The 23,896-nt window shown below is 70.2% G+C and carries 24 protein-coding genes; 20 read left to right on the top strand and 4 right to left on the bottom strand.

Annotation, left to right across the window (positions count from 1 at the left end; genetic code table 11):
* Position 1 precedes the first annotated feature (1 nt).
* The 13 genes from ACPCHZ_RS00350 (at position 2) to ACPCHZ_RS00290 (ending at position 13,212) form a co-directional block, all read left to right on the top strand.
* Positions 2–1,594, top strand: a complete 1,593-nt coding sequence (locus tag ACPCHZ_RS00350; protein WP_423483762.1) for an MlaD family protein — start codon at positions 2–4, stop codon at positions 1,592–1,594.
* Positions 1,591–2,646: an MCE family protein gene (locus tag ACPCHZ_RS00345; protein ID WP_423482928.1), complete on the top strand. Its 1,056-nt coding sequence runs from the start codon at positions 1,591–1,593 to the stop codon at positions 2,644–2,646. Before ACPCHZ_RS00350 ends, ACPCHZ_RS00345 begins: the two co-directional genes overlap by 4 nt.
* Positions 2,639–3,670, top strand: a complete 1,032-nt coding sequence (locus ACPCHZ_RS00340) for an MlaD family protein (RefSeq protein WP_423482927.1) — start codon at positions 2,639–2,641, stop codon at positions 3,668–3,670. Before ACPCHZ_RS00345 ends, ACPCHZ_RS00340 begins: the two co-directional genes overlap by 8 nt.
* Positions 3,667–4,782, top strand: coding sequence for an MlaD family protein (locus ACPCHZ_RS00335; protein ID WP_423482926.1), 1,116 nt, complete (start codon positions 3,667–3,669; stop codon positions 4,780–4,782). The genes ACPCHZ_RS00340 and ACPCHZ_RS00335 overlap by 4 nt, the downstream gene beginning before the upstream one ends.
* Before the next feature lie 20 nt (positions 4,783–4,802).
* A complete protein-coding gene (locus ACPCHZ_RS00330; protein ID WP_423483761.1) occupies positions 4,803–5,993 on the top strand; it encodes an MlaD family protein in 1,191 nt (396 codons plus the stop codon).
* The gene (locus ACPCHZ_RS00325; RefSeq protein WP_423482925.1) at positions 5,990–7,240 is read left to right on the top strand and encodes an MlaD family protein; all 1,251 of its coding nucleotides are present in this window, start codon (positions 5,990–5,992) and stop codon (positions 7,238–7,240) included. Before ACPCHZ_RS00330 ends, ACPCHZ_RS00325 begins: the two co-directional genes overlap by 4 nt.
* A gap of 22 nt (positions 7,241–7,262) precedes the next feature.
* Positions 7,263–7,841, top strand: a complete 579-nt coding sequence (locus ACPCHZ_RS00320; protein WP_423482924.1) for a DUF3329 domain-containing protein — start codon at positions 7,263–7,265, stop codon at positions 7,839–7,841.
* A gap of 5 nt (positions 7,842–7,846) precedes the next feature.
* On the top strand, positions 7,847–8,632 hold the full coding sequence (locus ACPCHZ_RS00315) for a mannan-binding protein (protein WP_423482923.1): 786 nt from the start codon (positions 7,847–7,849) through the stop codon (positions 8,630–8,632).
* A 34-nt stretch (positions 8,633–8,666) separates the two neighbouring features.
* Positions 8,667–9,623: an o-succinylbenzoate synthase gene (locus ACPCHZ_RS00310; protein ID WP_423482922.1), complete on the top strand. Its 957-nt coding sequence runs from the start codon at positions 8,667–8,669 to the stop codon at positions 9,621–9,623.
* A gap of 123 nt (positions 9,624–9,746) precedes the next feature.
* Complete coding sequence (locus ACPCHZ_RS00305; protein WP_423482921.1) at positions 9,747–10,967, top strand: TetR/AcrR family transcriptional regulator; 1,221 nt, start codon at positions 9,747–9,749, stop codon at positions 10,965–10,967.
* A 133-nt stretch (positions 10,968–11,100) separates the two neighbouring features.
* Complete coding sequence (locus ACPCHZ_RS00300) at positions 11,101–11,436, top strand: type II toxin-antitoxin system Phd/YefM family antitoxin (RefSeq protein ID WP_423482920.1); 336 nt, start codon at positions 11,101–11,103, stop codon at positions 11,434–11,436.
* 54 nt (positions 11,437–11,490) lie between these two features.
* Complete coding sequence (locus tag ACPCHZ_RS00295) at positions 11,491–12,459, top strand: GlxA family transcriptional regulator (protein WP_423482919.1); 969 nt, start codon at positions 11,491–11,493, stop codon at positions 12,457–12,459.
* A gap of 15 nt (positions 12,460–12,474) precedes the next feature.
* A complete protein-coding gene (locus ACPCHZ_RS00290) occupies positions 12,475–13,212 on the top strand; it encodes a DJ-1/PfpI family protein (RefSeq protein WP_423482918.1) in 738 nt (245 codons plus the stop codon).
* Between the two features lie 31 nt (positions 13,213–13,243).
* On the opposite strand, the gene ACPCHZ_RS00285 is transcribed toward ACPCHZ_RS00290, so the two are convergent.
* Positions 13,244–14,623 carry a cytochrome P450 gene (locus tag ACPCHZ_RS00285; protein ID WP_423482917.1) on the bottom strand — a complete coding sequence of 460 codons (1,380 nt, stop codon included), beginning with the start codon at positions 14,621–14,623 and terminating at the stop codon, positions 13,244–13,246.
* Between the two features lie 72 nt (positions 14,624–14,695).
* Between ACPCHZ_RS00285 and ACPCHZ_RS00280 the strand changes: the two genes are divergently transcribed.
* The 4 genes from ACPCHZ_RS00280 (at position 14,696) to ACPCHZ_RS00265 (ending at position 18,266) form a co-directional block, all read left to right on the top strand.
* Positions 14,696–15,196, top strand: a complete 501-nt coding sequence (locus ACPCHZ_RS00280; protein WP_423482916.1) for a nitroreductase/quinone reductase family protein — start codon at positions 14,696–14,698, stop codon at positions 15,194–15,196.
* Between the two features lie 72 nt (positions 15,197–15,268).
* Positions 15,269–16,051, top strand: a complete 783-nt coding sequence (locus tag ACPCHZ_RS00275; RefSeq protein ID WP_364973210.1) for an alpha/beta fold hydrolase — start codon at positions 15,269–15,271, stop codon at positions 16,049–16,051.
* Between the two features lie 2 nt (positions 16,052–16,053).
* A complete protein-coding gene (menD, locus tag ACPCHZ_RS00270; protein ID WP_423482915.1) occupies positions 16,054–17,700 on the top strand; it encodes a 2-succinyl-5-enolpyruvyl-6-hydroxy-3-cyclohexene-1-carboxylic-acid synthase in 1,647 nt (548 codons plus the stop codon).
* Positions 17,701–17,702: 2 nt separating this feature from the next.
* Positions 17,703–18,266: a DUF3592 domain-containing protein gene (locus ACPCHZ_RS00265; protein ID WP_423483760.1), complete on the top strand. Its 564-nt coding sequence runs from the start codon at positions 17,703–17,705 to the stop codon at positions 18,264–18,266.
* On the opposite strand, the gene ACPCHZ_RS00260 is transcribed toward ACPCHZ_RS00265, so the two are convergent.
* The gene (locus ACPCHZ_RS00260) at positions 18,248–19,315 is read right to left on the bottom strand and encodes a DUF2330 domain-containing protein (protein WP_423482914.1); all 1,068 of its coding nucleotides are present in this window, start codon (positions 19,313–19,315) and stop codon (positions 18,248–18,250) included. The genes ACPCHZ_RS00265 and ACPCHZ_RS00260 overlap by 19 nt on opposite strands.
* Positions 19,316–19,401: 86 nt before the next feature.
* Here ACPCHZ_RS00260 and ACPCHZ_RS00255 point away from each other — a divergent pair, with 86 nt between their 5' ends.
* Both ACPCHZ_RS00255 and ACPCHZ_RS00250 read left to right on the top strand, forming a co-directional pair.
* Positions 19,402–19,902, top strand: coding sequence for an SRPBCC family protein (locus ACPCHZ_RS00255; RefSeq protein WP_423482913.1), 501 nt, complete (start codon positions 19,402–19,404; stop codon positions 19,900–19,902).
* Positions 19,903–19,915: 13 nt separating this feature from the next.
* Positions 19,916–21,085 (top strand): zinc-dependent alcohol dehydrogenase, encoded by a 1,170-nt coding sequence (locus tag ACPCHZ_RS00250; protein ID WP_423482912.1) that lies wholly within the window; start codon positions 19,916–19,918, stop codon positions 21,083–21,085.
* A gap of 3 nt (positions 21,086–21,088) precedes the next feature.
* Here ACPCHZ_RS00250 and ACPCHZ_RS00245 read toward each other — a convergent pair whose 3' ends face one another.
* A complete protein-coding gene (locus ACPCHZ_RS00245) occupies positions 21,089–21,763 on the bottom strand; it encodes a DsbA family protein (RefSeq protein ID WP_423482911.1) in 675 nt (224 codons plus the stop codon).
* A 104-nt stretch (positions 21,764–21,867) separates the two neighbouring features.
* Here ACPCHZ_RS00245 and ACPCHZ_RS00240 point away from each other — a divergent pair, with 104 nt between their 5' ends.
* Positions 21,868–22,995 (top strand): glycosyltransferase family 4 protein, encoded by a 1,128-nt coding sequence (locus tag ACPCHZ_RS00240; RefSeq protein WP_423482910.1) that lies wholly within the window; start codon positions 21,868–21,870, stop codon positions 22,993–22,995.
* Positions 22,996–23,005: 10 nt separating this feature from the next.
* Here the strand turns inward: ACPCHZ_RS00240 and ACPCHZ_RS00235 are convergent, their stop codons facing one another.
* A complete protein-coding gene (locus ACPCHZ_RS00235; protein ID WP_423482909.1) occupies positions 23,006–23,830 on the bottom strand; it encodes an SDR family oxidoreductase in 825 nt (274 codons plus the stop codon).
* Positions 23,831–23,896 lie beyond the last annotated feature (66 nt).

Genomic DNA, 23,896 nt, shown 5'->3' with positions numbered 1-23,896 from the left:
GGTGGCCAACTCCTACGAACTCGACGGCCGCGGCCCCTCGGACCGGCAACTGCTCGGCAGCGGTGTCGCCGTGCTGCTCGTCGCCGTACTGGTGACCGGCGCCCTGCTGGTCAAGTCGACCGGCCGGCTCGAGGACTACGTCCGGGTGGTGGCCGATCTCGTCAACGTCGGCGACGGGCTGCCGCAGCGATCCGACGTCAAGTACCACGGTGTGCTCGTCGGCTCGGTCGACGGCGTCGTCCCTGCCGCGGACGGCAGGCCGAATCACGTGCAGATCGCCCTCAATGCCGGCTACGCGCAGGCGATTCCAGCCACCGTCACCGCACGCGTGGTGCCGAGCAACGTGTTCGCCGTGTCGTCGGTGCAGCTCGTCGACCGCGGGCCGGCGGCCCCGATCCGCGAGGGTGCCCGCATCCCCGAGGACGTCGAGCTGCCGACGGTGCTGTTCCAGACCACCATCAGCAAGCTGCGTGACATCCTCGCCGCGACGGGCCGGGGCCGCGAGGACAAGACCGTCGGACTGCTGGCCGCCGTCGGCGCGGCCACCGACAACCGCCGGGTCGAACTCCTCACCGGCGGTGCCCAACTGAGCCGGCTCATCGACGAGCTCGACGCGATCGTCACCACCGACGTCGACAGCCCGTCGACGGTCTCGGCGCTGATCGATGCCACCCGCGGCCTGCAGGACACCGCGCCGGACCTGTTCGATGCGTTGCACCAGGCGGTGCGTCCGATGCAGGTGCTCGTCGAGCAGCGCGCCCAGCTCACCGATCTCATCGACGGCGGCACCCACACCATGGGCACCACCCACACCGCGCTGACCAATCACACCGACCGGCTGGTGCGCATCACCTCCGAGCTCACCCCGGTGATCGGCAACCTGGCGCAGACCTCACACCACTGGGTCCCGGCGTTCGTGAAGCTCGACGGCCTGTCGAAGAAGTTCTTCGACGAGGTGTGGATGCCACACCTGGACACCGGCAACATGCGGGTCAACCTGTCGTTCACACCGAGCTACACCTACAGCCGTCCGGACTGCCCGCAGTACGGCGAGCTCAAGGGCCCGAGCTGCTACACCGCGCCGCTCGTGCCGACCCGGCCCGAACTGCCCGACACCCTGTTGCCGCAGAACTACCAGCCGCCGAAGGACCTGGCACCCCCGCCCGGCACCGTCGTCGGCCCGTCCGGCAACCTGGTCGCGGTCGGGCCGCCGCTGATCAACCCCAATCCCAGCCTGGCCGACCCGAATCCGCCGCTACCGGCCTGGATGCCGCCGGCGCCGCCGGTGCCGGGCACCGCCAACCCGGCGCTGTTGCCGCCCCCGCCACCCGGCCCACCGACGCCGGCCGCGCCGGTCGCGCCCCGCGCGCCGATCTGGCCCGAACCAGCGGGTCCGCCGCCGCTACTCCCGGCGGAGGCCGCGCCGGCGTCCTTCGGCGGCAACGTCGGTCCCGTCGGCAGCCCGCAGGAACGGGAGCAGCTGAGCCTGGTGACCGGCAGGCCCGCCACGCCCGCCACCCAACTGCTGCTCGGGCCGATCGCCCGCGGGACCACGGTCTCGCCGGCAACACGCCAGGAGGGGAGCACCGGATGAAGTACCGCGGCGCACTGGTGGGCCTGTCGCTCTTCATGGTCGTGGCCGTCACGTTGACGTGGCTGGTGTACGTCACGTTGCGGCGCGACGTCGCGGGCACGACGGCGCCGTACGCGGCGATGTTCTCCGACGTGTACGGCCTGCGGGTGGGCGACGACGTCCGGATGGCCGGGGTGCGGGTCGGGCGCGTCGAGAACATCGAACTCCAGGGCGACAGGGCCAAGGTGTCCTTCGCCGTGCAGACCGACCAGCAGGTGCTCGGCACCACGGTGGCCTCGGTGACGTACCAGAACATCGTCGGCCAGCGCTATCTCGGCCTGACGCTGGGCAGCCTCGGCGAGCCCGGACCGCTGCCGGCCGGCAGCGTGATCCCGGTCGAGCGCACCGACCCGTCCTTCGACGTTGGCACGCTGCTCAACGGCTACGAGCCGCTGTTCAGCGTGCTCAACCCCCGCGACGCGGACAACCTCACCAAGGGTGTCCTGCAGTCGCTGCAGGGCGACGAGTCCGCGATCACCACCCTGGTCGACCAGACCTCACAGCTCACCGATGCCTTCGCCGGCCGGGATCAGGTGCTCGGTAACGTCATCGACAGTCTGAACCGGGTGTTCGGAACCCTCGCGGCGCAGAACACCAACCTCGACCAGGTGCTGGCCCAGACTCAACGGGCGATCACCACCTTCGAGGACCGCAGGCCCGAACTCGTGGACTCCGTGGGGTCCATCTCCCGTGTCACGCAGCAACTCTCGACCGTCACCGACGAGGTGTACCCGGCGCTCAACGAACTGGTCATGCGCGAGCCTGGCTTCGCGCAGCACATGGTCGGCATCGAACCACAGCTCGCGTTCACCGGAGCGAACCTGCCGCTGCTGCTCAAGGGATTCGGCCGGATCACCAACGAGGGCGCCTTCGCGAACGCCTATGCGTGCGACCTGAACGCCACCGCCTTCTTCCCCGGACTCAACGACGTGGTGCCGATCATCGTCAACGCGGCCACCCCGGGTAACCGGGCATGGCACACCCCGAGGTGCAGGAACATGGCCGATGGCTGAGACACGGAGAAGACGCGCGCTCGAGGACTACAGCAAGCCGTGGCTGGGAGCCATCGCGATCGCGGTGATCGCGGTTCTGGTCGGAGCCATGCTGCTGGTCAAACTGTCGGGCGCCGGGTACCACACTTACACCGCACAGTTCCTGCAGGCCGCCGCGCTGCAGAAGGGCAACCCGATCACCATCGCCGGTATCCAGGTGGGCGAGGTGACCGGCATGGAACTGGTGGGCGACCGCGTCGAGGCCCGCCTGCGGGTGCGCGACAACGTGACGCTGGGGGAGGACACCCGGGCGATCATCAAGATCACCACGATCCTCGGATCCCGTTATCTGGCACTGCAACCCGCCGGAGCGGGTGAGGTGCCCGACCGCACCATCGACCTGGCGCACACCGAGGTGCCGTACGACCTGCAGGAGGCGCTGGCCGACGTCACCACCACCTACGAACAGGTCGACTCCGACCAGTTCGCCGAATCGCTCGGCGTGCTCGGCGCCCAGCTGCACACCCTGCCGCCGGTGGTCCCGCAGGCCGTGCAGAACATCCACACCCTGTCCTCGATCGTCGCCGACCGCCGGGATCAACTCGGGTCCTTGCTGGAGACCACCGAAACCGTCAGCAGCACCCTGGAGCGGCAGCACGCGAACATCGCCAACATGGTCCGTCAGGGTCAGGAGCTGATCGGCGAGTTCGTGCTGCGGCGCGCCAGCTTTCACGCCATGATGCAGGCGATCACCAACCTCGTCGAGACCCTCAGCGGCATCGTCATCGACGACCGGCCCGAGCTGGAGAACCTGCTCCGCAACGTGCGGGCGCTCTCCGACATGCTCGGCCAGCACGACGACCTGCTGCGTAGCACACTGCAGGCGGGCCCGGTCGCGCTGAGAGGACTGGCCAACGCCACCGGAACCGGCAACGCGGTGGACCTCAACGCCGCCAACGGCCTCGTCGTCGACTCGTGGATGTGCGCCATCAGCGGCCGGGCCAAGCAGTTCGGCATGATCGAGTACTTCAAGGACTGCAAATGAGCCGCAGGACGAAACTGCTCAGCGTCGGCGTCACCGGCCTGGTGCTGGCGCTGATCGTCGCCGCGGTCGGCTTCACCTACCTGAAGGACCGCAGCGACGCGATCAGCGTGACCGCCCAGTTCGACAGCGCGGCAGGGCTGTACGTCAACAACTCCATCGCCGTACTCGGGATGCCCGTGGGCAAGGTCACCGAGATCACCCCGAAGGGCGGATACGTCGAGGTGCAGTTCACGGTCGACGGTGACGTGAAGGTGCCCGCGGATGCGATGGCCGTCACCGTGTCCAACTCGATCCTCACCGACCGCCAGATCGAGCTCACCCCGCCCTACCGCGACGGCCCGACGCTGCAGGACCACGACACCATCGGCCTGAACCGGACCAAGACGCCCGTCGAATTCGCGCGGGTTCTCGACGTCCTCGACAAGCTGTCCACCTCGCTACGCGGCGACGGCCGGGGCGGCGGCCCGGTCGCCGACGTGGTCGATGCCAGCGCCGCGATCGCCGACGGCAACGGGCAGGACATGAAGACCGCACTCGACGAGTTGTCGAAGGCGTTGCGGCTCAGCGCCGACGGCGGCGAGCAGACCCGAGATCAGCTCACCACCATCGTGCGCAACGTCAGTTCGCTGCTCGACGCCGCCGCGCGCAACGACGCCACACTGCGCGACTTCGGCAGCACGATCGGGCAGCTCAGCCAGATCCTCGCCGACGAGAACCTCGGCACCGGCACCACCGGCCGTCAGCTCAACGAGGTGCTGAAGCAGACGGGCGAGGTGCTCGACACCCACCGGGACGAGATCAAGCAGATCGTGCGCAACGGCAACACGACGGTGACCACCGCCGTCGAACACCAGCGAGACCTCGCCGAGTTCCTCGACGTGGCGCCGATGACGCTGGACAACCTCTACAACACCGTCGACCAGGTCAACGGCTCGGTCCGCGTCCGGGTGATGACCGACCGCGTGCTGTTCGGGAGCGCGGCGATCAAAGAGGTGTGCAACATGATGGGGTTGCGCCAACTCGGTTGCAGCACAGGGACGCTGCAGGACTTCGGCCCCGACTTCGGGCTGACCTATGTGCTCGACGGTCTGGCCGCGATGGGGCAGAAGTGACCACCGGCCGCCGCAGACTCATGGCACCGCTGGCGCTGGCGCTGTGCCTGAGCACCTCGGCGTGCGCGACCGAGGGCCTGGCCAGCCTGCCGCTGCCCGCGCCCGGCGTGACCTCGGGCGGCTGGACGCTGACCGCGGTGTTCACCAACGCGCTCAACCTGCCGGCCAACGCGAAGGTCAAGCTGGCCGGCGCCGACGTGGGTCAGCTCGAGTCGATGGTCGCGCGCAACTACACCGCGGTGGCCACGATGCGCATCATGGACGGCGTGCGGTTGCCTGTCGGCAGCACCGCCGAACTGCGCTCCGCCACACCGTTGGGCGACGTGTTCGTCGCGGTGAAACCGCCCGGCCCGGCCGACGCCGACGCGCCGCTGCTGAAGGACGGCGACACCATCGGCCTGGACGCCACCACGGCGGCCGCCACGGTCGAGTCGGTGCTGAGTTCGGCCGCGATACTGGTCAACGGCGGCGCCGTCCGGAACTTCACCAACATCATCAACGGCCTCGGCAAGGCCACCGGAGACCAGGGTCAGGCGTTCGGCGATCTCATCCACCGGACCAACGGGGTTCTCGCCAAGCTGAACTCACGCTCCGATCAGCTCTCCAACGCGATGACCGACCTGTCGGCGCTTGCCGACCAACTCGACGCGAAGAATCAGACGATCACCGATGTCATGGCGGCGGCGGGTCCGGCGACCGAGACCCTCGCCGCGCACACCACGCAGGTGGCCGACCTGGTCGCCCAGGTCGGTGACACCACCGAGCAGCTCAGGAAGTTCCCCTCGATCGCAGGCACCGACACCAGCGGGCGCAGCGTCATCGGCGACGCCAACACCATCGCCGGGGCGTGGAACGACGTGGTGCTGACGCCGGATGCCACCCTGCACTCGCTGAACCGGCTGATGCCACCGTTGGTGAAATCGACCTCGAGCAACGCGATCTCGACCCGCGTCAGCATCGACCGGCTGGTGCTGGGTTCCATCCCGGACATCGGCTTCAAGGGTGACGTCGGCCTGCACGGCCCGAAGCGGTACAACTGGCATCAGCTCGTCGGGACGTTCCAGTACACGCTGTGGCGGCTGCAGGAGCGCATCGTGGGCAAGGGCCCGGGGGTGCCGCAGGTGCCGGTGATGCCCAGCCCGACCGAACCCGGCGTGGTCGTGACGGTGCCGCCACCGCCGCCGCCCGCCGGACCGGAGCCACCGCGATGATCGGCTCTGTCGCCGACCTCGTCGTGCGGGTGGTCCGCGCCGGCCACCGCCGCCGCGCCTGGCTGTCCGCGGCGGCGCTCACGCTCACGCTGGTGGTGGCCACCGGTTATCTGCTGATCGGTGCGTTGCGGATCGACCCGCTCGCGTCGACGTACCGGCTCACCATCGAACTCCCGGAGTCCGGCGGTCTGCTGCCCGATCAGGACGTCACCCTGCGCGGCGTGCCGATCGGCCGGGTGGAGCGGCTCGACATCACGCCGGCGGGCGTCAACGCCGTCGTCGCCGTGACGTCGACGGTGGACATCCCCTCGTCGAGCGATGTCCGGGTATCGGGACTCTCGCCTGCGGGGGAGCAGTACATCGACTTCGCCGCGGCCGGCGACAGCGGCCCGTACCTGCGTGACGGCGGCGTCATCGCCCAGGGCAGGGCCACCGTCCCGGTGCCGCTCGCCCAGCTGCTCGCCGACGCCGACGGCATGCTCGCGCAGGTGGAACCCGGCAAGCTGGAGCTGATCCGCCGCGAGCTGAGTCTCAGTGACGAGGGTCCGCGCAAGCTCACCGACATCATCGACGGCGGTACGTTCCTGCTGTCGACGCTGGACTCGGTGCTGCCCGAGACCACCAGCATGCTGCGCAGCAGCCGGGTGGTGCTGACGCTGGCCGCCGACAAGAACGCCGGAATCGCCGTAGCCAACCAGAATCTCGCCAGCACGCTTGCCGGGGTGGACCGGATGCGGGAAGGCTACCGGCGGCTCACCGAGCAGGCGCCTGAAGCGTTGCACAGCGTCGACAACCTGTTCGCCGACAACTCCGACACCATGGTCCAGCTGCTGGGCAACCTGACCACCACGTCGCAGCTGTTGTATCTGCGGGTGCCCGCGCTCAACGCACTGTTCCCCGCGCACCGCGGATCGGTGCTCGACGCACTCGGGAGCGTCATGCACGACAACGGCATCTGGGCCACCGGCGATGCCTATCCCCGCTACGCCTGCGACTACGGCACGCCGCGCCGGCCCCCCTCGGCCGCCGACTATCCCGAGCCGTTCATGTACACCTACTGCCGCGACGACCATCCCGGCGTGCTCGTCCGCGGCGCCAAGAACGCGCCGCGCCCGGCGGGCGACGACACCGCGGGCCCGCCGCCGGGTGCCGACCTCGGCAGGACCACCGACCCGACACCCAAGGGCCGGTTCACGATTCCCACCCCGTACGGCGGTCCCGTGCTGCCCATCGAGCCGCCCCGATAGCCCGACGAAGAAGGAGGTCGACGTGACCGTGTCGTCCGACAGTGAAGCCGACGAGGACATTGAAACCTCCGCCGAGGAGGAGGACAAGGAGGAGGAGGCCGCCGACGTCCCGCCCGAACGGCGTTGGCGCAGGCGACTACTCGTCGGCACGGTTGCGGCGATCGTCGTCGCGTCGCTCGCCGGCTGCGGATACCTCGGCTGGACCGTGTGGCAGGACCGGGCGGCCACCCGGGCGGGCGAGCAGGCCCGCGAGGCCGCCGTGGCGTACGCGCAGGTGCTCACCAGCATCGACGCGAACAAGGTGGACGAGAACTTCGACCAGGTCCTCGACGGCGCCACCGGCGAGTTCAAGGACATGTACTCGCAGTCGAGCATGCAGCTGCGCCAGCTCCTCATCGACAACAAGGCGACGGCACACGGCGTCGTCCTGGAATCGGCTGTGCAGTCGCAGTCGAAGGACCGGGTGGTGGTGCTGCTCTTCGTCGACCAGTCGGTGACGAACACCAGCATGCCCGATCCGCGGATCGACCGGAGCCGCATCAAGATGACGATGGAGCATATCGACGGGCACTGGCGCACAAGCAAAGTCGAACTCCCCTGACGGCCGTGAGAATCGGCGCACTCCTCGCGGCAGCCGTCGCGGTGACGACGGCGCTCGTGACGGCGCCGGGCGCAGCGGCATCGGCCGCCACGTTCTGCGGCGAGCTCGGCGGCGCCTGGGATGGCCGGTACTGCCGGACGTCGGTGCTGTCGGAACGCAAAGCAACCCGCGACATCAAGGTGGCCATCCCGGAGGAAATGGTCGCCGATCCCGTCGCGGGCCCGGTTCTCCGCGACTACCTGACGACCCTGGTCGACAACTGGCGGCGCGCCGGCCAGCACATGGTCGCCGACAGCTTCGGCGAGGGCAACTACCAGATCCTGCGGAGCGGCGGCACGGTGTCGGTGGTGTTCCGCGAGACCTATCACGCCGACGGTCCCGACTTCAACAACGCCTACCGCACCTTCACCTTCGACACAGGCGGCCGCCGCCTGCAGCTGGCGGACATCATGCGGCCGGGCGTCGACCCGCTCACCGCGATTCCGCCACTGGCGCAACCGTTCGTCGAACAGGCACTCGCGGTCGCCCCACCGCCGCACCAACCCGCCACGTACCCGTTCGTTCCCGACCGCTGGACACCCGACAAGGTCTACTCGGGGGCATACAAGGCGTGGGCGCTCAGCGGCGGTGAACTGATCCTGTACATGCCCGATTACCCGGTCGCCCACGACACTCCGCTGAACTTCTCGCCCGGCCTGCCGCAGTGGGCGATGGACGGCGGCACGGTGCAGGCCCACATCCCGCTCACCGCACTGGCGCCGATCCTGCGCCCCGGATTCGGCGGGGCCTGAGCAGGCGCGGTGGCCCTGAGGGCACTATGGGGACGTGCCTGACCTGGCTGACGTCCTCGACCGCCTGCACGTCGTCGCGCTGCCGATGCGGGTGCGGTTCCGCGGCGTCACGGTGCGGGAGGTGGCGCTGATCGACGGCCCGGCGGGCTGGGGCGAGTTCGGCGCCTTCCCGGAATACGCTCCGCCGGAAGCCGCGGCCTGGCTCTCAGCGGCGCTCGAGGCCGCCTGGGGTGAGCGGCCGGTGCTGCGGCGATCGTCCATCCCGATCAATGCGACGGTGCCCGCGGTCGATGCGGCGCAGGTGCCCGAGGTGCTCGCCCGGTTCCCCGGTGCGCGCACCGCGAAGGTGAAAGTGGCTGAGCCGGGTCAGATCCTGGCCGACGACGTCGCCCGGGTGAATGCGGTGCGGGCGTCGGTGCCGACGGTGCGCGTCGACGCCAACGGCGGGTGGACCGTGGACGAAGCCGTCGCCGCCGCGGCCGCGCTCACCGCCGACGGGCCGCTGGAGTACCTCGAACAGCCCTGTGCCACAGTGCCCGAACTCGCCGAACTGCGGCGACGGATCGACGTCCTCGTCGCCGCCGACGAGAGCATCCGCAAGGCCGACGACCCGCTGCGGGTGGTGCGCGCCGACGCCGCGGACATCGCCGTGGTCAAGGTGGCCCCGCTGGGCGGCGTGCGCCGACTGCTCGACATCGCCGGGCAAGTCGGGATTCCGGTGGTCGTGTCCAGCGCCCTGGACTCGGCGGTCGGGATATCCCGGGGTCTGCTCGCGGCGGCGGCGCTGCCGACACTCACGCACGCCTGCGGGCTGGGCACCGGCGGGCTGTTCGTCGACGACGTGGCCGAATCGCTGTTGCCGGTCGACGGGCAGCTGCCTGCCCGTCCCGTCGACCCCGACCCTGCCCGGTTGACGGCGCTGGCCGCGACGCCCGAGCGGCGGGACTGGTGGATCCGCCGGATCACCGAGTGCCTCCCGCTCACCCGGTGACACCAGCTGATGTTAACGTCTGTTCGACGAGTCTCCACCGGATCAGTACCGGTGAAGTGTGATTCTCGCGGCACTAAACTGATGCCTGTTCTGCCGATGACGTCCGGCGGATAGGGTGGCGTCATGCCTCCCGCCGCAGGGGTCCGCGCGGATCGCCGCAAGCGACCCAAAGACCGGAAGCAGCAGATCGCCGGTGTGTCGGCAGAGGCCTTCAGTGAGCTCGGCTACCACGGGGTCAGCATGGAGGACATCGCCGGACGCGTCGGCGTCACCGCGGCCTCGCTCTACCGGCACTACTCCCGCAAGTACGACCTGTTCCGCGCCGCGGTCCTGGGTCTCGGTGAGCAACTGGACGAGTGCACCGCGTTCATCGACTCCGACACCACGGGACCGGCGGAGCGCACCTGGGACCGCGCCGTGGACGCCCTGGTCGACGCCACACTGAAGAACCGGACCAGCGGTGGCCTCTACCGCTGGGAGGGCCGCTACCTCGAACCCGACGACCAGCTGACGCTCAACGGCCAGATCAAACTCGTGAACCGCCGCCTGCAGCAACCACTTTCGTTGCTGCGGCCGGACCTGGACTCACGGCAGCGGTGGATACTGTCCTCCGCGGTGCTCAGCGTCATCGGCAGCATCACCGACCACCGCGCGCGACTGCCGAACGAACGCGTGCGCGCTACGCTGGCCGCGATCACCCGCGCGGTGCGCGACGCGGAGTTGCCCTCCGAGGTCCCGGACCCGGCGACACCGCCGGCCAGGACGGTGGGCGCCGCCGCAGGGGAATACGAGCAGATCCTGCACGCGGCGATGCTGCTGTTCAACGACCGCGGCTACCGCGACACCGGGATGGACGACATCGCCGAGGCGACGGGGCTGGCGACGTCGGCGATCTACCGGTTCTTCACCGGCAAGAGCGCGATCCTGGCCGCGGCCTACCGCCGCGCGGCTGATCGGGTCTCCGGCGACGTGTCCGCGATCCTCGCCGGGGCGGCCGACTGCCATGAGGCTGTCCACGGCCTGGTGGACGCGTACGTACGCCGGTCGTTCGCGAGTCCCGGGGTGGCCCACGTCTATTACGCCGAACGGGTGAACGTGCCTGCGCCCGACCGGGTGGCGCTGCACAACATGCAGCGCGCCACCGTGGAGGCCTGGGTCCGCCAGGTGACCGCCGCGCGGCCGGACCTCGCCGAGGGGGAGGCGCGATTCGCAGTGCACGCGGCGTTCGCTCTGGTGGTGGATCTCGGCCGTCTCGTGCAGTATGTCGAGTCCGAGTCGTCACAGGCGGTGGTGCGGGAACTCGTGCTCACCACGCTGCTCGGAGCTGCCGGCCGTCGTCGGTAATCATCCCGGAACGTCGGTTCACATGTAAGATTCAGAACATGGTCGGGTGGATTCAACATGCGTTGTGCCGGTGTCATTCTCGAATACCTCGCCGCCCGGGCTGGTGTGGTAGAGGGTCGGAATTGTGATGCACATGTCGGTGACGACCATCGGCATCGGCCAGCTGCGCAGCGATACCCGCGGCTACCTCGAGCGCGCCGAGTCCGGCGAGGTCTTCGAGGTGCTCAGACGCGGCAGGCCCGTCGCCCGGCTGTGCGGCGTCGACCGCCCGCAAGTGCACGGCATCGAGGTGTCGCTGGCTGACCTGCGCGCCTGCGCCGGCCGCATTCTCGGCCGGGTGGCGGCGGGCGAGACCGTCGAGGTCGAACTCGACGGCCGCGCCGTCGCCGCCCTGCAACCGTGCGCCGTGCCGGTTCGCGTCAAGCCGAGCAGGATCAGGTCCGCCTATCGGCACACCGCCGTGTCCTGAAGTGTGGGATGCATGGCGTAGACGCCACGCCCCGGGTACCTGACACTGAGGAGCATGCGGCGGTCGGTGGTGCTCCTCGGGTTTCCCGGAGTGCAGGCGCTCGACCTGGTGGGACCGTTCGAGGTGTTCACCGGCGCGACGCTGGCCCTGGCCGCCGACGGCCGGGACGAGGACGGCTACGAAGTCGTCGTCGCCTCGGTGGACGGCGAGGCGGTGACGACGGGTACCGGCCTTGCCTTCGTCGCGCAGCCGCTGCCCGATGCCCGCCGGCCGGTCGACACCGTCGTACTGCCGGGCGGGTGGGGCGTCGAGGCGTTGAAGCGTGACAGCGCCGCCGTCGCCTGGGTTCGCGCTTCCGCCGAACACGCGCGCCGCGTCGTCAGCGTCTGCACGGGCGCGTTCATCGCCGCGGAGGCCGGACTGCTCGACGGCTGCCCGGCCACCACACATTGGGCGTTCGCGGCGCAGCTGGCACGCGAATACCCCTCCGTCGCAGTCGATCCGGAGCCGATCTTCGTGCGCAGCTCCGAGCAGGTGTGGACCGCCGCCGGGGTGACGGCGGGTATCGACCTGGCGCTGTCGCTGGTCGAGGACGACTACGGTACCGAGATCGCGCAGACGGTGGCCCGCTGGCTGGTGCTCTACCTACGCAGGCCCGGCGGGCAGACGCAGTTCGCCGCGCCGGTGTGGTTGCCGCGGGCCAGGCGCACGCCCATCCGCGAGGTGCAGGACTCGATCGACGCCGAACCCGGTGCCGCACACAGCATCGCGGACCTGGCACGCCGGGCGGCCATGAGTCCCCGGCATTTCACCCGGGTCTTCACCGACGAGGTCGGCGTGCCGCCCAGCGCGTACGTCGAGCGGATCCGGACCGACGCGGCCCGCCGCCAACTCGAGGAGACCGACGACACCGTCACCGCCATCGCCGCCCGATGCGGCTTCGGCACCGCGGAGACCATGCGCCGCAACTTCGTCCGGCGCCTCGGGGTTTCGCCCGACCACTACCGCAGAACATTCGCCTGAGCAGAAGGAATCACCATGCCGCAGATCGCCATCGTCCTCTATCCGGGTTTCACCGCACTGGACTTCATCGGCCCCTATGAGGTGTTGCGCAGCCTGCCCGACGCCGAGGTGCGCTTCGTCTGGCACCAGCCCGGGCCGATCACCGCCGACAGCGGGGTGCTCGTGGTGGGCGCCACCCACTCGTTCGACGAGACACCGTCGCCGGACATCCTGCTGGTGCCGGGCGGCATGACGTCGGTGGAGCACGCCAGGGACGAGAAGCTGCTCGACTGGATCCGCCGCGCCCACACGACGACGGCCTGGACCACCTCGGTGTGCTCGGGTTCGCTGATCCTGGCCGCAGCCGGTGTGCTGGAAGGCCTTCGGGCGACCTCACACTGGGCGATCGTGCCGATGCTCAAGACCTTCGGCGTCATCCCGGTCACCGACGAGCGCGTCGTCCGCGAGGGCAAGGTGGTCACCGCGGCCGGCGTTTCCGCGGGCATCGATTTGGCGATGTGGCTGGCCGGAGAGATCGCCGGTGAGGCGCACGCCAAGGTCACCCAGCTGATCATCGAGTACGACCCCCAGCCGCCGTTCGACAGCGGTCACATGTCCAAGGCGTCGGCGTCGACCAAGGCCGCCGCGGCGGCGGCGCTGGCCAAGGACACCGTGTTCACCCACCGCCAGCTCGGCCAGTCGACGATGCTGCTGTGGGACCGCGCCCTGGCCGCCGTCCGGTCCCGCCGCTCCACGGCGACTTCGGCGCGCTGACCGCCGCTGGGCGAACGAGACCGCGCCGACATCACCGCCGTGCGCGCACCCGCGCCGGGATCGGGCCGTCGGCGACGGTGGTGAACGGCACCGCGAGCGGGAAGTCGTCGCCGCCGGAGGTGATCTCGACGTCGCGCAGCACCGTCGCGACCGAGAGGACGAGCTCGAGCATCGCGAAGTGGTCGCCGATGCAGGTCCGCGTCCCGCCACCGAACGGGATGTACTGCCAGCGGTCGAGCTTCCCGAAGTTCTGCGCGCTGAACCGGTCCGGGTCGAACCGCAGCGGGTCCTCCCACAGCGCCGGGTCGCGCTGCATGCCGTAGATGCCGACCAGCACCATGCTGCCCGCCTCGACCCGGCAGCCGGCGACCTCGATGTCGCGCATGGCGGTTCGGCCGGCCACCGACACCGGCGGGCACAGCCGCAGCGCCTCGTGCACCACCTGCGTGGTGTAGGGCAGCCGGCTGACGTCGTCGGCGGTCAGGGTGCGGTCACCGAGTGCGGCGGCCTCGGCGGCCACCCGGTCGGCGATGTCGCGGTGGTGGCCCAGCGCCCACAACGCATAGGCGATTGTGGTGGCCGTGGTGTCGTGGCCGGCGACGATGAACGCGATCAGGTCGTTGCAGATGTCGTCGTCGGACAGTGTCTGCCCGGTCTCCGGGTCGGTCGCGCCGATCAGCGCGTGCACCAGGGGCGCGTCGATGCCGGGGTCGGCGCGGCACGACGCGAGGATGTCCTCGGCGAGGCGGTGCATCGAGGTGTAGGCGGCCACCGCGCGCCGCCGGGACGGAAGCGGCAGCCAGCGTGGCGGATTGACCGGCCGCATCCCGCGGTCGGCGATGTGCGACAGCGCGATGTTGAGGGGTTCGGCCAACGCGTACGAACGTTCGTCGAGGTCGATGCCGAGCACCGAACGGCCCAGCGCCCGCATGGTGAGCCGGCGGCTGTCGGCGTCGAGGTCGACGTCAACGCCGTCCCCACCCGTTTCGGCCAGCCAGCCGTCGGCGACCATCGCCGCGGCCTGGGCCATGTGGTCGCCGAAGCGGCGCACGTACTGCTTGGTGAACAACGGCTGCAGCGTGCGCTTGCGGGGCAGCCACGGCGCGTTCGGCAGATCGGCGAGGTTGTCGCCCATCAGCATCCGCATCTCGTGGTGCACGGCGGTCCGGTCGCATGCATCGTCCTTGCGGCTCAACACGTCCCGTGCACCGGCGGGCGACATCACCCACACGATCGGCGGCGCGAACCACTTCGGGCCCAGCGTCACCCGGGTGACCTGACCGCCCGCCTCACGGAACGTCACCTGACAGGTGTGGGTCTTGCGCACCTCGTCGAGGCGCTGCTTCAGCGGCAGTGGATTCGCCGGCACCAGTGGCAGCGCGGTGACGTCGTTCTCATTGGTGGTGACCATTTCCCCTCCGGCCCTTGGCGCAACGCCTCGAAGCGTAGTTCGATGTGACCGTTCCTCGCCTACGATGCCCCGGTGGGTATCCCCGAAGTCGACCCGACGGCAGGTTCGCCGATGCTGCGTATCGGCGCGCGGCTGACCAGTCCCAAGCCCGTGCGCTGGGCGCTCAAGCACGTCGCGCACCGCATCGACCGGCCGCTGCTTCGGCTGTCCAAGGGCCGGCTGTCCTCGGCGATGGTGACGCCGGAGGTGCTGCTGATCCACACCGGCGCCAGGACGGGCAAGCGGCGGACCACGCCGCTGACCTACTTCACCGACGGCGGCCGGGTCATCGTCATCGCGTCGAACTACGGCGGCTCCCGCCACCCGGCCTGGTACTTCAACGTCACGGCCAATCCGCGGGTGACGCTGTCGGCCGGCGGCCACACCGGCGACTACATCGCCGAGGAGGTCACCGGCGACGAGCGCGCCCGGCTGTGGCGGCTGGCATGCGAGTTCATCCCCAGCTACGCCGGCTACGAGCAGCTCGCAGGCGACCGGACCATCCCGGTGATCGCCTTCACCCCCGCCCCCTAGCGATTTGTGGAGTCTCAGCCGCGCACACCGCGGCTGATGTTCCACAGATCGCCAGGCGGTAGCGTCGTCGGCGTGAATCTGGCTTACGACGATCGTGGCAAAGGGCAGCCGGTGCTGTTCATCGCCGGTCACGGCGGCGCCGGACGGACCTGGCATCTGCACCAGGTGCCGGCATTCGCCCGGGCCGGCTACCGGACCATCACCTTCGACAACCGCGGCATCGGCGCGACCGCGAACGCCGACGGCTTCGGCACCGAGCAGATGGTCGCCGACACGGCTGCCCTGATCGAGAAGCTCGACCTCGCGCCGGTGCGCCTGGTCGGTGTGTCGATGGGCTCCTACATCGCCCAGGAGCTGATGCTGGCCCGCCCCGAGCTGGTGGACAGCGCGGTGCTGATGGCCACCCGTGGCCGTCACGACAAGGCCCGCGAGCTGTTCCGCCGCGCCGAGCTGGAACTGGAGACCTCGGGCGTCACGCTGCCCGCCGCCTACGACGCCAAGATCCGGCTGCTCGAGAACTTCTCGCCGAAGACGCTGAACAACGACCGCGTGGTGCAGGACTGGTTCGAGATGTTCACCATGTGGCCGACCCAGTCGACGCCCGGGACGCGCAGCCAGTTCAACGCCTCGCCGACGACCAACCGGTTGCCGGCGTACGGCGCGATCCGCCACCGCACGCTGGTGATCGGCTTCGCCGACGACGTCCTGCTGCCCGCCCACCTCAGCCGCGAGGTCGCCGACGCACTGCCCAACGGCCGCTACCTGGAGATTCCGGACACCGGCCACCTCGGGTTCCTCGAGCACCCCGACGCCGTCAACAAAGCGGCGCTCGATTTCTTCGCCGATAAGCTGTAGCGATGAACCCCTCGACGACGCAGGCCCGTGTCGTCGTCGACGAACTGATTCGCGGCGGCGTCCGTGACGTCGTGCTGTGCCCGGGGTCGCGCAACGCGCCGCTGGCCTTCGCGCTGCACGACGCCGACCGCGCGGGACGGTTGCGTCTGCACGTGCGGATCGACGAGCGCACGGCCGGCTTCCTGGCGATCGGCCTTGCCGTCGCCGAGCGCGCGCCGGTGTGCGTGGCGATGACGTCGGGCACCGCGGTCGCCAACCTCGGCCCCGCCGTCGTCGAGGCCAACTACGCCCGGGTGCCACTGATCGTGCTGAGCGCCAACCGGCCCTACGAGCTGCTGGGCACCGGCGCCAACCAGACCTTCGAGCAGCTGGGCTACTTCGGCACCCAGGTGCGGGAGATGATCAGCCTCGGCCTCGCCGAGGACAACCCGGAACGGATGAGCTCGCTCAACGCCCAGTGGCGGTCGGCGACGTGCCGCGTGCTGGTGGCGGCGACCGGCGCACGCAGTGCCAACGCCGGTCCGGTGCAGTTCGACATCCCGCTGCGCGAGCCGCTGGTGCCCGACGCTCACGACGGCGGGCCGGTGCCGCAGGGGCGCCCGGACGGCAGGCCGTGGACGCACACGCCGCGGGTGTCGTTCGATCAGCCGGTCGACATCGACCTCACCCCCGACACCGTGGTCATCGCCGGCCACGGCGCAGGTGTGCAGGAGAATCTCGCGGGCCTGCCGACCGTCGCCGAGCCCACCGCGCCGCCCGCGGCCAATCCGCTGCACCCGCTGGCCCTTCGGCTGCTGCGGCCCAAGCAGGTCATCATGCTCGGACGGCCGACGCTGCACCGGCCGGTGTCGGCGCTGCTGGCCGACCCGTCGGTGCCGGTGTACGCGCTGACCACCGGTCCGCGTTGGCCCGACGTCTCCGGCAACTCCCAGGCCACCGGCACCCGGGCGGTCATCTCCGGCGCGCCGGACTCGGCCTGGCTGCGGCGGTGCGCCGACGCGCACCGGCATGCGGTCGACGCGGTCCGCGACCAGCTCGCGGCCCACCCGCTGACCACCGGCCTGCACGTGGCCGCCGCGGTGACCGACGCGCTACGGGCGGGCGACCAGCTGGTGCTCGGCGCGTCGAACCCGGTGCGCGACGCCGCCCTGGTCGGGCTGACCCCGCGCGGCGTGACGGTGCGGTCCAACCGCGGCGTGGCGGGCATCGACGGTACGGTGTCGACCGCCATCGGCGCCGCACTGGCCCACGAGCAGACCGGCAGCGGCGACGAGGTGCCGCGGACCATCGCGCTGCTCGGCGACCTGACGTTCGTGCACGACAGTTCCGGCCTGCTGATCGGTCCAACGGAGCCCACGCCGCGGGACCTGACGATCGTGGTGTCCAACGACAACGGCGGCGGCATCTTCGAACTCCTCGAGCAGGGCGACCCGCGGTTCTCCGACGTGTCGGCGCGCGTCTTCGGCACCCCGCACGACGTCGACGTCGGCGCGCTGTGCCGGGCCTATCACGTGGACAGCCGCCAGATCGAGGTCGACGACCTGGCCGACGTGCTCGACGAACCGCACGAGGGCATGCGGGTGCTGGAGGTGAAGGCCGACCGGTCGTCGTTGCGGGCACTGCACGCGTCGATCAGGGCCGCCCTGTGACGCTGCCAGCGGCGCTGCACCGGCTCGTCGATCGGCTGAAGGTGTTGTGGCGCATCGCGATTCCACATCTCTACGGCGACGGCACCGAGACCCGCGCCGAGCGGGTGATCCGTCGGGTCCGCATCGGCGTGGTGATCGCCGCCTGCCTGGTCACCCTGCAGTCTTCGCTGATGGTGCTCGGCGCGTGGCGCAACGACCGGCAGATCGAGCGGAACATGGGTGTCGCCGAGGCGAACGTCCTCAGCGCAGGCCCGCGCCGGTCGACGATCGAGTTCGTCACACCGGACCGGGTGACCTACCGGCCCGAACTCGGTGTGCTGTACCCGTCGGAGCTGGAGGCGGGCATGCGGATCTACGTCGAGTACGACGTGAACAACCCGGACCTGGTGCGGGTGCAGGACCGCAACGCGTCGCTGGCGATCATCCCCGCCGGCTCGATCGCGGTCGTCGGCTGGCTGGTGGCCGGGGCGGCGCTGATGGGGCTGGCATACCTGCAGAAGCGGCTGCACGTGGAGCCGGCCGACGAGGCCCGCCCCGACGTGGCGGATCAGCCCATCGTCGGCTGACCGCGGCGCCGCGAGCGGACGATCGCACCGGCGATCAGCGCGACGACCACGGCGATCCCGTTGACGGCCACCAGCGCGACCAGCAGCAGCCCGGTGATGTCGCCGCGGTCGCGGTACCGGTAGACCACCTCCTGGAACGGGAAGTCGGCCGACGCCTGGACGAACACGTAGTCGCCGTCGATCGCGGACGGGTCGTCGATGGTGTTCTTCCACCGGGTTAGAAACGCCGCCTCGCCGGCGTACTCGGCGAGCACAGGCGGCATCGCCTCGATCCGCCCGGCGAAGGTGAGCGACGGATCATTGCCTGCCACCGGGATCTGCGACGGGTTCATCCGGTGATCGGCCAGCACGGTCAGGTCGACGGTCTGCGGCGTCGTCGCCGACTGCGACAGCCGCATCGGGTAGACCACCTCGTCGGAGCGGAACGACAGCCGCAGCGGCTGCAGGCCACCGGTCAGCGACTCGCCCGCGGCGCCGGGGACCAGCTGCACCGCCACGATCTCCCAGCCGTCCCGCACGTAGGGCGCGAGGTTGCGATCCAGCCCCGGTGGGTGCGGAAAGCCCCTGCCCGCAAGCCAATCGGCGAGCGCGGCCGGATCGCCGGCGGTCAGCCGCGTCACGTCGAACGGACCGATGCGCTGCCGGGCCAGCACGTTGACACCGGTCGGGGCCGGCGTGGTGTCGGGTGCTTCGCTCGCGAAGCCCTCCATCCAGTCGAAGGTGGGCCACCACGAGTCGCGGTATTCGATGCGCGGCGCGGTGAGCCGGTCGATCTCGTCGAACACCTCCGGCTCACCGAGGGTGACCCGCGCCGCCGACGGCACCGGCATCACCCAGGCCGCGGACGCCGAACTGCCCCGCACGTCGAAGGACATCAACACGTCCTCGCTTGTGCCGTCCCAGGCGACCAGCGCCCGCTCCTCGGTGACGGCGGGACCCTCCTGCGCGGGGATGTAGGCGCCGCAGCCGCACGCCTGCGCCGGCGCGACCACGCCGGCGGACAGTGCGAGCACGCAGGTCGCGAGCACCACGGCGGCTGACCGCATCATGCGCGTCATCGTATTGCCCGCATGCCGTTTGGCTGCTCCCTTCGCGGGTATCGCGACCCGTCGACGGCATCGGAAGGGAACGGGCGATGAGTGCTCTGGACACCGCGAAGAAACAGGCGGCCGAGGTGGCCGGGAAGCTGGCCGACCAGCTGCCGCAACGCACGGCCACCCAGTCGGTGACGATCAGCGTGCCGCTCGAGCGCGTCCGGCAGTTCTGGCGGAACCCCGACGAGCTCTCGGTGGTGCTCGGCGACGTCGGCGAGGTCGAGGTCACCGGCCCCGACCGCTACCGGTGGCGGCTGCAGGCCGGTCCGGTGAAGACGACGTGGGAGTCGCGGCTGCAGGAGGACATCGCCGGCGTCCGGTTCGCAGGCATCGACGACGAGCGCAACGAGATCGTCGTCACCTATCGCGAGGCACCCCGGGACCTGGGCACCGAGGTGACGGTGCACACCAAGAGCCCCGCGCCCGGCCTGCTGACCGGTGCGCTCGCGTTCAAGGTGCTCTACCGGGTGCGGGCGCTGCTGCAGACCGGCGAGGTGCCGACCATCCGATCCAATCCGAGCGCGCGCGACTCCGCGCGCTGACGAAAGGCCATTCATGCGCGCGCTGTGTTGGCAAGGTGTCAACGACCTGTCGGTCGAGACCGTGGACGACCCGGAACTGCTCAACCCCCACGACGTGATCCTCGCGGTGAAGCTGTCCACCACCTGCGGGTCGGACCTGCACTTCGTCGACGGCTACCTGCCCGGCATGCGCGAAGGCGACGTGTTCGGCCACGAATTCATGGGCGAGGTCGTCGAGACCGGTCGCGAGGTCAGCCAGATCAGGGTCGGCGACCGGGTGGTGGTGCCGTCGTTCATCGCCTGCGACCGGTGCTGGTACTGCGAGCACGAGCTGTACTCCTGCTGCGACACCACCAATCCGAACGCCGAACTGCAGCAGCCGCTGCTGGGCTATCCGTCCGGCGGGATCTACGGCTACACCCACGAATTCGGCGGCTACGCCGGATCGCACGCCCAGTTCATCCGGGTGCCGTTCGGCGACACCAACTGTTTCCCGATACCGGGCGACATCACCGACGAGCAGGCGCTGTTCCTCTCCGACGCGGTCCCGACCGGATTCATGGGCGCCGACTTCTGCGACATCTCCGGCGGCGACACCGTCGCGGTGTGGGGTGCGGGCGGCGTCGGGCTGATGGCGGCCCGCAGCGCGCTGCTGCTGGGTGCCGACCGGGCGATCGTGATCGACCGCATTCCCGAGCGACTGGCGCTGGCGCGCGACGGCTTCGGACTGGAGACCGTCGACTACACCGCGGTCGACAGCGTGCAGGAGATGCTGCGCGAGATGACCGGTGGGCGTGGACCCGACGCGTGCATCGATGCCGTCGGCATGGAGGGCCACAGCACCGGCGTGCAGCAGGTCTACGACCGCGCCAAGCAGCTGCTGCGGATGGAGACCGACCGGGCGAGCGCGCTGCGGCAGGCCATCCTGGCCTGCCGCAAGGGTGGCGTGGTCTCGGTGCTCGGCGTCTACGGCCTCACCGACAAGTTCCCGATGGGTGTGGTGACCAACAAGGGCCTGACGCTGAAATCGGCTCAGCAGCACGGGCAGCGCTACATGAAGCGGTTGTTCGACTACGTCGAGCAGGGCGACCTCGACCCGGCCAAGCTGATCACCCACGACCTGCCGCTCGAGGAGGGCGTGCGGGCCTACGACATGTTCAAGAACAAGCAGGACAACTGCATCCGGGTCGCGTTGCGGCCCTGACCGTCACACCGAGGACAGCAGCTTCGCCAGCCAGTTGTCGTCGTAGATGTCGAGCTTCTCGTCGTTGACGAGGTCGTACACGGTCGGTGTGCCTGCGTCGAGCGGGTTGATCTCCCACAGGAATTCGGTGTTCAGTGCCGTCATCTCCGCGGTGTCGACGCCTTCGGTGCCCGCGGAGATCTCCTCGGCCTTCGCGTCGCCGACACCACTGTCGGTCGCGAGCTTCGCCAGGTCGGTGTTCGACGGCGCCTTCGGTGAATCCTGTTGCGCCCACAGCTGTTCGACGAAGTTCTGGAAGTCGGGCGCCGACGTGCCCGGGCCTGCGGCCAGGAACATCGCGTTGCTCACCCGGGCGGAGTGGTCGTTGCCGTCCTGGTCGAAGAACGTCAGCGGGCGGTAGGTCACCGCGAGCTGTCCCAGGTCGATGTAGCGCTCGAAGTCGGCGCCGAAGTCGGTCTGCAGGTCCGCGCAGTGTGGGCACTGCGGCTCGGTGAACACCTCGATGCGCGCGGGCGCCTCGGGGAAGCCGATCACGATGCCGTACCCGTCCTCGGTGACGGCGGTGCCCGGCTCGACCGGATCACGCTGGGCGGCGCCGTCGATGCCGCGACTGCATGCGGCGGTGAAGAGCAGCAGCACCATCAGCCCGAGCGCCACCGATTTCCTGCTCGCGGTCATGAAGGCGACGGTACCGCGCGCTCGCCGCCACGCGATCCCGGGTTTTCGTGTCGCGTATGCCTGCACGCAACCTCCGGGAAAGCGCACGCTGAGACGATCACGGCGTGCGAGTTGCCATCGTCGCCGAGTCCTTCCTGCCCAACGTCAACGGAGTCACCAACTCCGTGCTCCGGGTGGTCGAGCACCTCCGCCGCACCGGTCACGAGGTGCTGATCATCGCCCCCGACACCCCCCGCGGCGAACCACCCGCCGACCGGGTGCACGACGGCGTCCGCGTCCACCGGGTGCCGTCGCGGATGTTCCCGAAGATCAACTCGCTGCCGCTGGGGATGCCGCGGCCGCGGATGGTCCAGGTGCTGCGCGGCTTCGATCCCGACGTGGTGCACCTGGCGTCGCCGGCGCTTCTCGGGTGGGGCGGCGTGCACGCGGCCCGCTATCTCGGGGTGCCGACGGTCGCGGTGTTCCAGACCGACGTGGCCGGCTTCGCCGAGAGCTACGGCGTCGGCGTGCTGTCGCGCGCGTCGTGGGCGTGGACCCGCAGGCTGCACAGCAAGGCCGACCGCACGCTGGCGCCGTCGACCTCGGCGATGGAGAACCTGGCCGCCCACCGCATCCCGCGGGTGCACCGCTGGGCCCGCGGCGTCGACATCACCGGCTTCGCGCCGTCGGCCCGCGACAACGGCCTGCGGCAGCAGTGGTCACCGGACGGCAGGCCGATCGTCGGCTTCGTGGGCCGGCTGGCGCCGGAGAAGCACGTCGAACGCCTGGCCGTGCTGGCGGGCCGCGACGATCTGCAACTGGTGGTCGTCGGCGACGGCGTCGACCGCGCGAAACTGCAGGCCGTGTTGCCGTCGGCGGTGTTCACCGGGGCGCTGTACGGCGGGGAACTGGCCACCGCCTACGCGAGCATGGACGTGTTCGTCCATCCCGGCGAGCACGAGACGTTCTGCCAGGCGGTGCAGGAGGCGATGGCCTCGGGTGTGCCGGTCATCGCGCCCGATGCCGGCGGTCCGCGCGACCTGGTCGCGCCCTACCGCACCGGCCTGCTGCTGCCCGTCGCCGAGTTCGAGGCCAAGCTCGCCGACTCGGTGGACCACCTGATCGCCGAGCGGCATCGCTATTCGGTGGCCGCCCGCCGCAGCGTGCTGGACCGCACCTGGCCCGCCATCTGCGACGAGCTGATCGGGCACTACGAAGCGGTGCAGGGCCTGCGCCGCCTCAAGGCCGCCTAGTACGCGAGCCTCAGCCGCCTGCCTCGACGGAGACGGGCTGCCACTGCTCCCACGTCGCGAGGCGGCTCTCGTAGTCGGCGCGGGCCAGCTGCAGCGGGAGCTCACCGAAGAACACCCGCAGCGGCGGCTTCTCCGCGTCGACGATCTTGAGCACCGCGGCGGCCGACGCCTTCGGGTCGCCGTACTTCGCCGTGCGCTTGCTTCGGGCGGCGTCGGCTTGGGCGTGCGCCTGCTCGTAGGCGGGCAGCGGGGTCGCGCGCTTGGCCGACGAACCGGCCCAATCGGTGTCGAAGCCGCCCGGTTCGATGAGGGTCACGTGGATGCCGAATGACTCGACCTCCTGCGCGAGCGCCTGGGAGAACCCCTCCAGTGCCCACTTCGACGCGTGGTAGATGCCGACGTTCTGGAACGCCGTGATGCCGCCGATCGACGACACCTGGAGGATGTGGCCGCTGCGTTGGGCCCGCAGATAGGGGAGCGCCGCCTGGGTGATCCACAGTGCGCCGAAGACGTTCGTCTCGATCTGGTCGCGCGCTTCCTGCTCGGAGAGCTCCTCGACGAAGCCGAACTGGCCGTAGCCCGCGTTGTTGACCACGATGTCGAGCCGCCCGAAGTGGTCGTGGGCCTGCTTGACCGCGGCGAAGTCGGCGTTGCGGTCGGTGACGTCGAGGCGGATCGGCAGCAGGGCGTCGCCGTACTTGTCGACCAGGTCGTCGAGCGTCGAGGTGTCGCGGGCGGTGGCGGCCACCCGGTCGCCGCGGTCGAGGGCGGCGATCGTCCACTCGCGCCCGAACCCGCGCGACGTCCCGGTGATGAACCAGACTTTTGCACTCATGTCGCCGTATAAGCACCGCTGGGGCGCCACCATTCCCGGCGGCTGCGGATTCACAGGTAGCGTCGG

Origin of the sequence: Mycobacterium sp. NPDC050041 (genome assembly GCF_049541695.1) — a bacterium.
Classification (GTDB): Bacteria; Actinomycetota; Actinomycetes; order Mycobacteriales; family Mycobacteriaceae; genus Mycobacterium.
The sequence above is the reverse complement of the archived record's forward strand: the minus strand, read 5'-3'. Positions and strand labels throughout refer to the sequence as shown.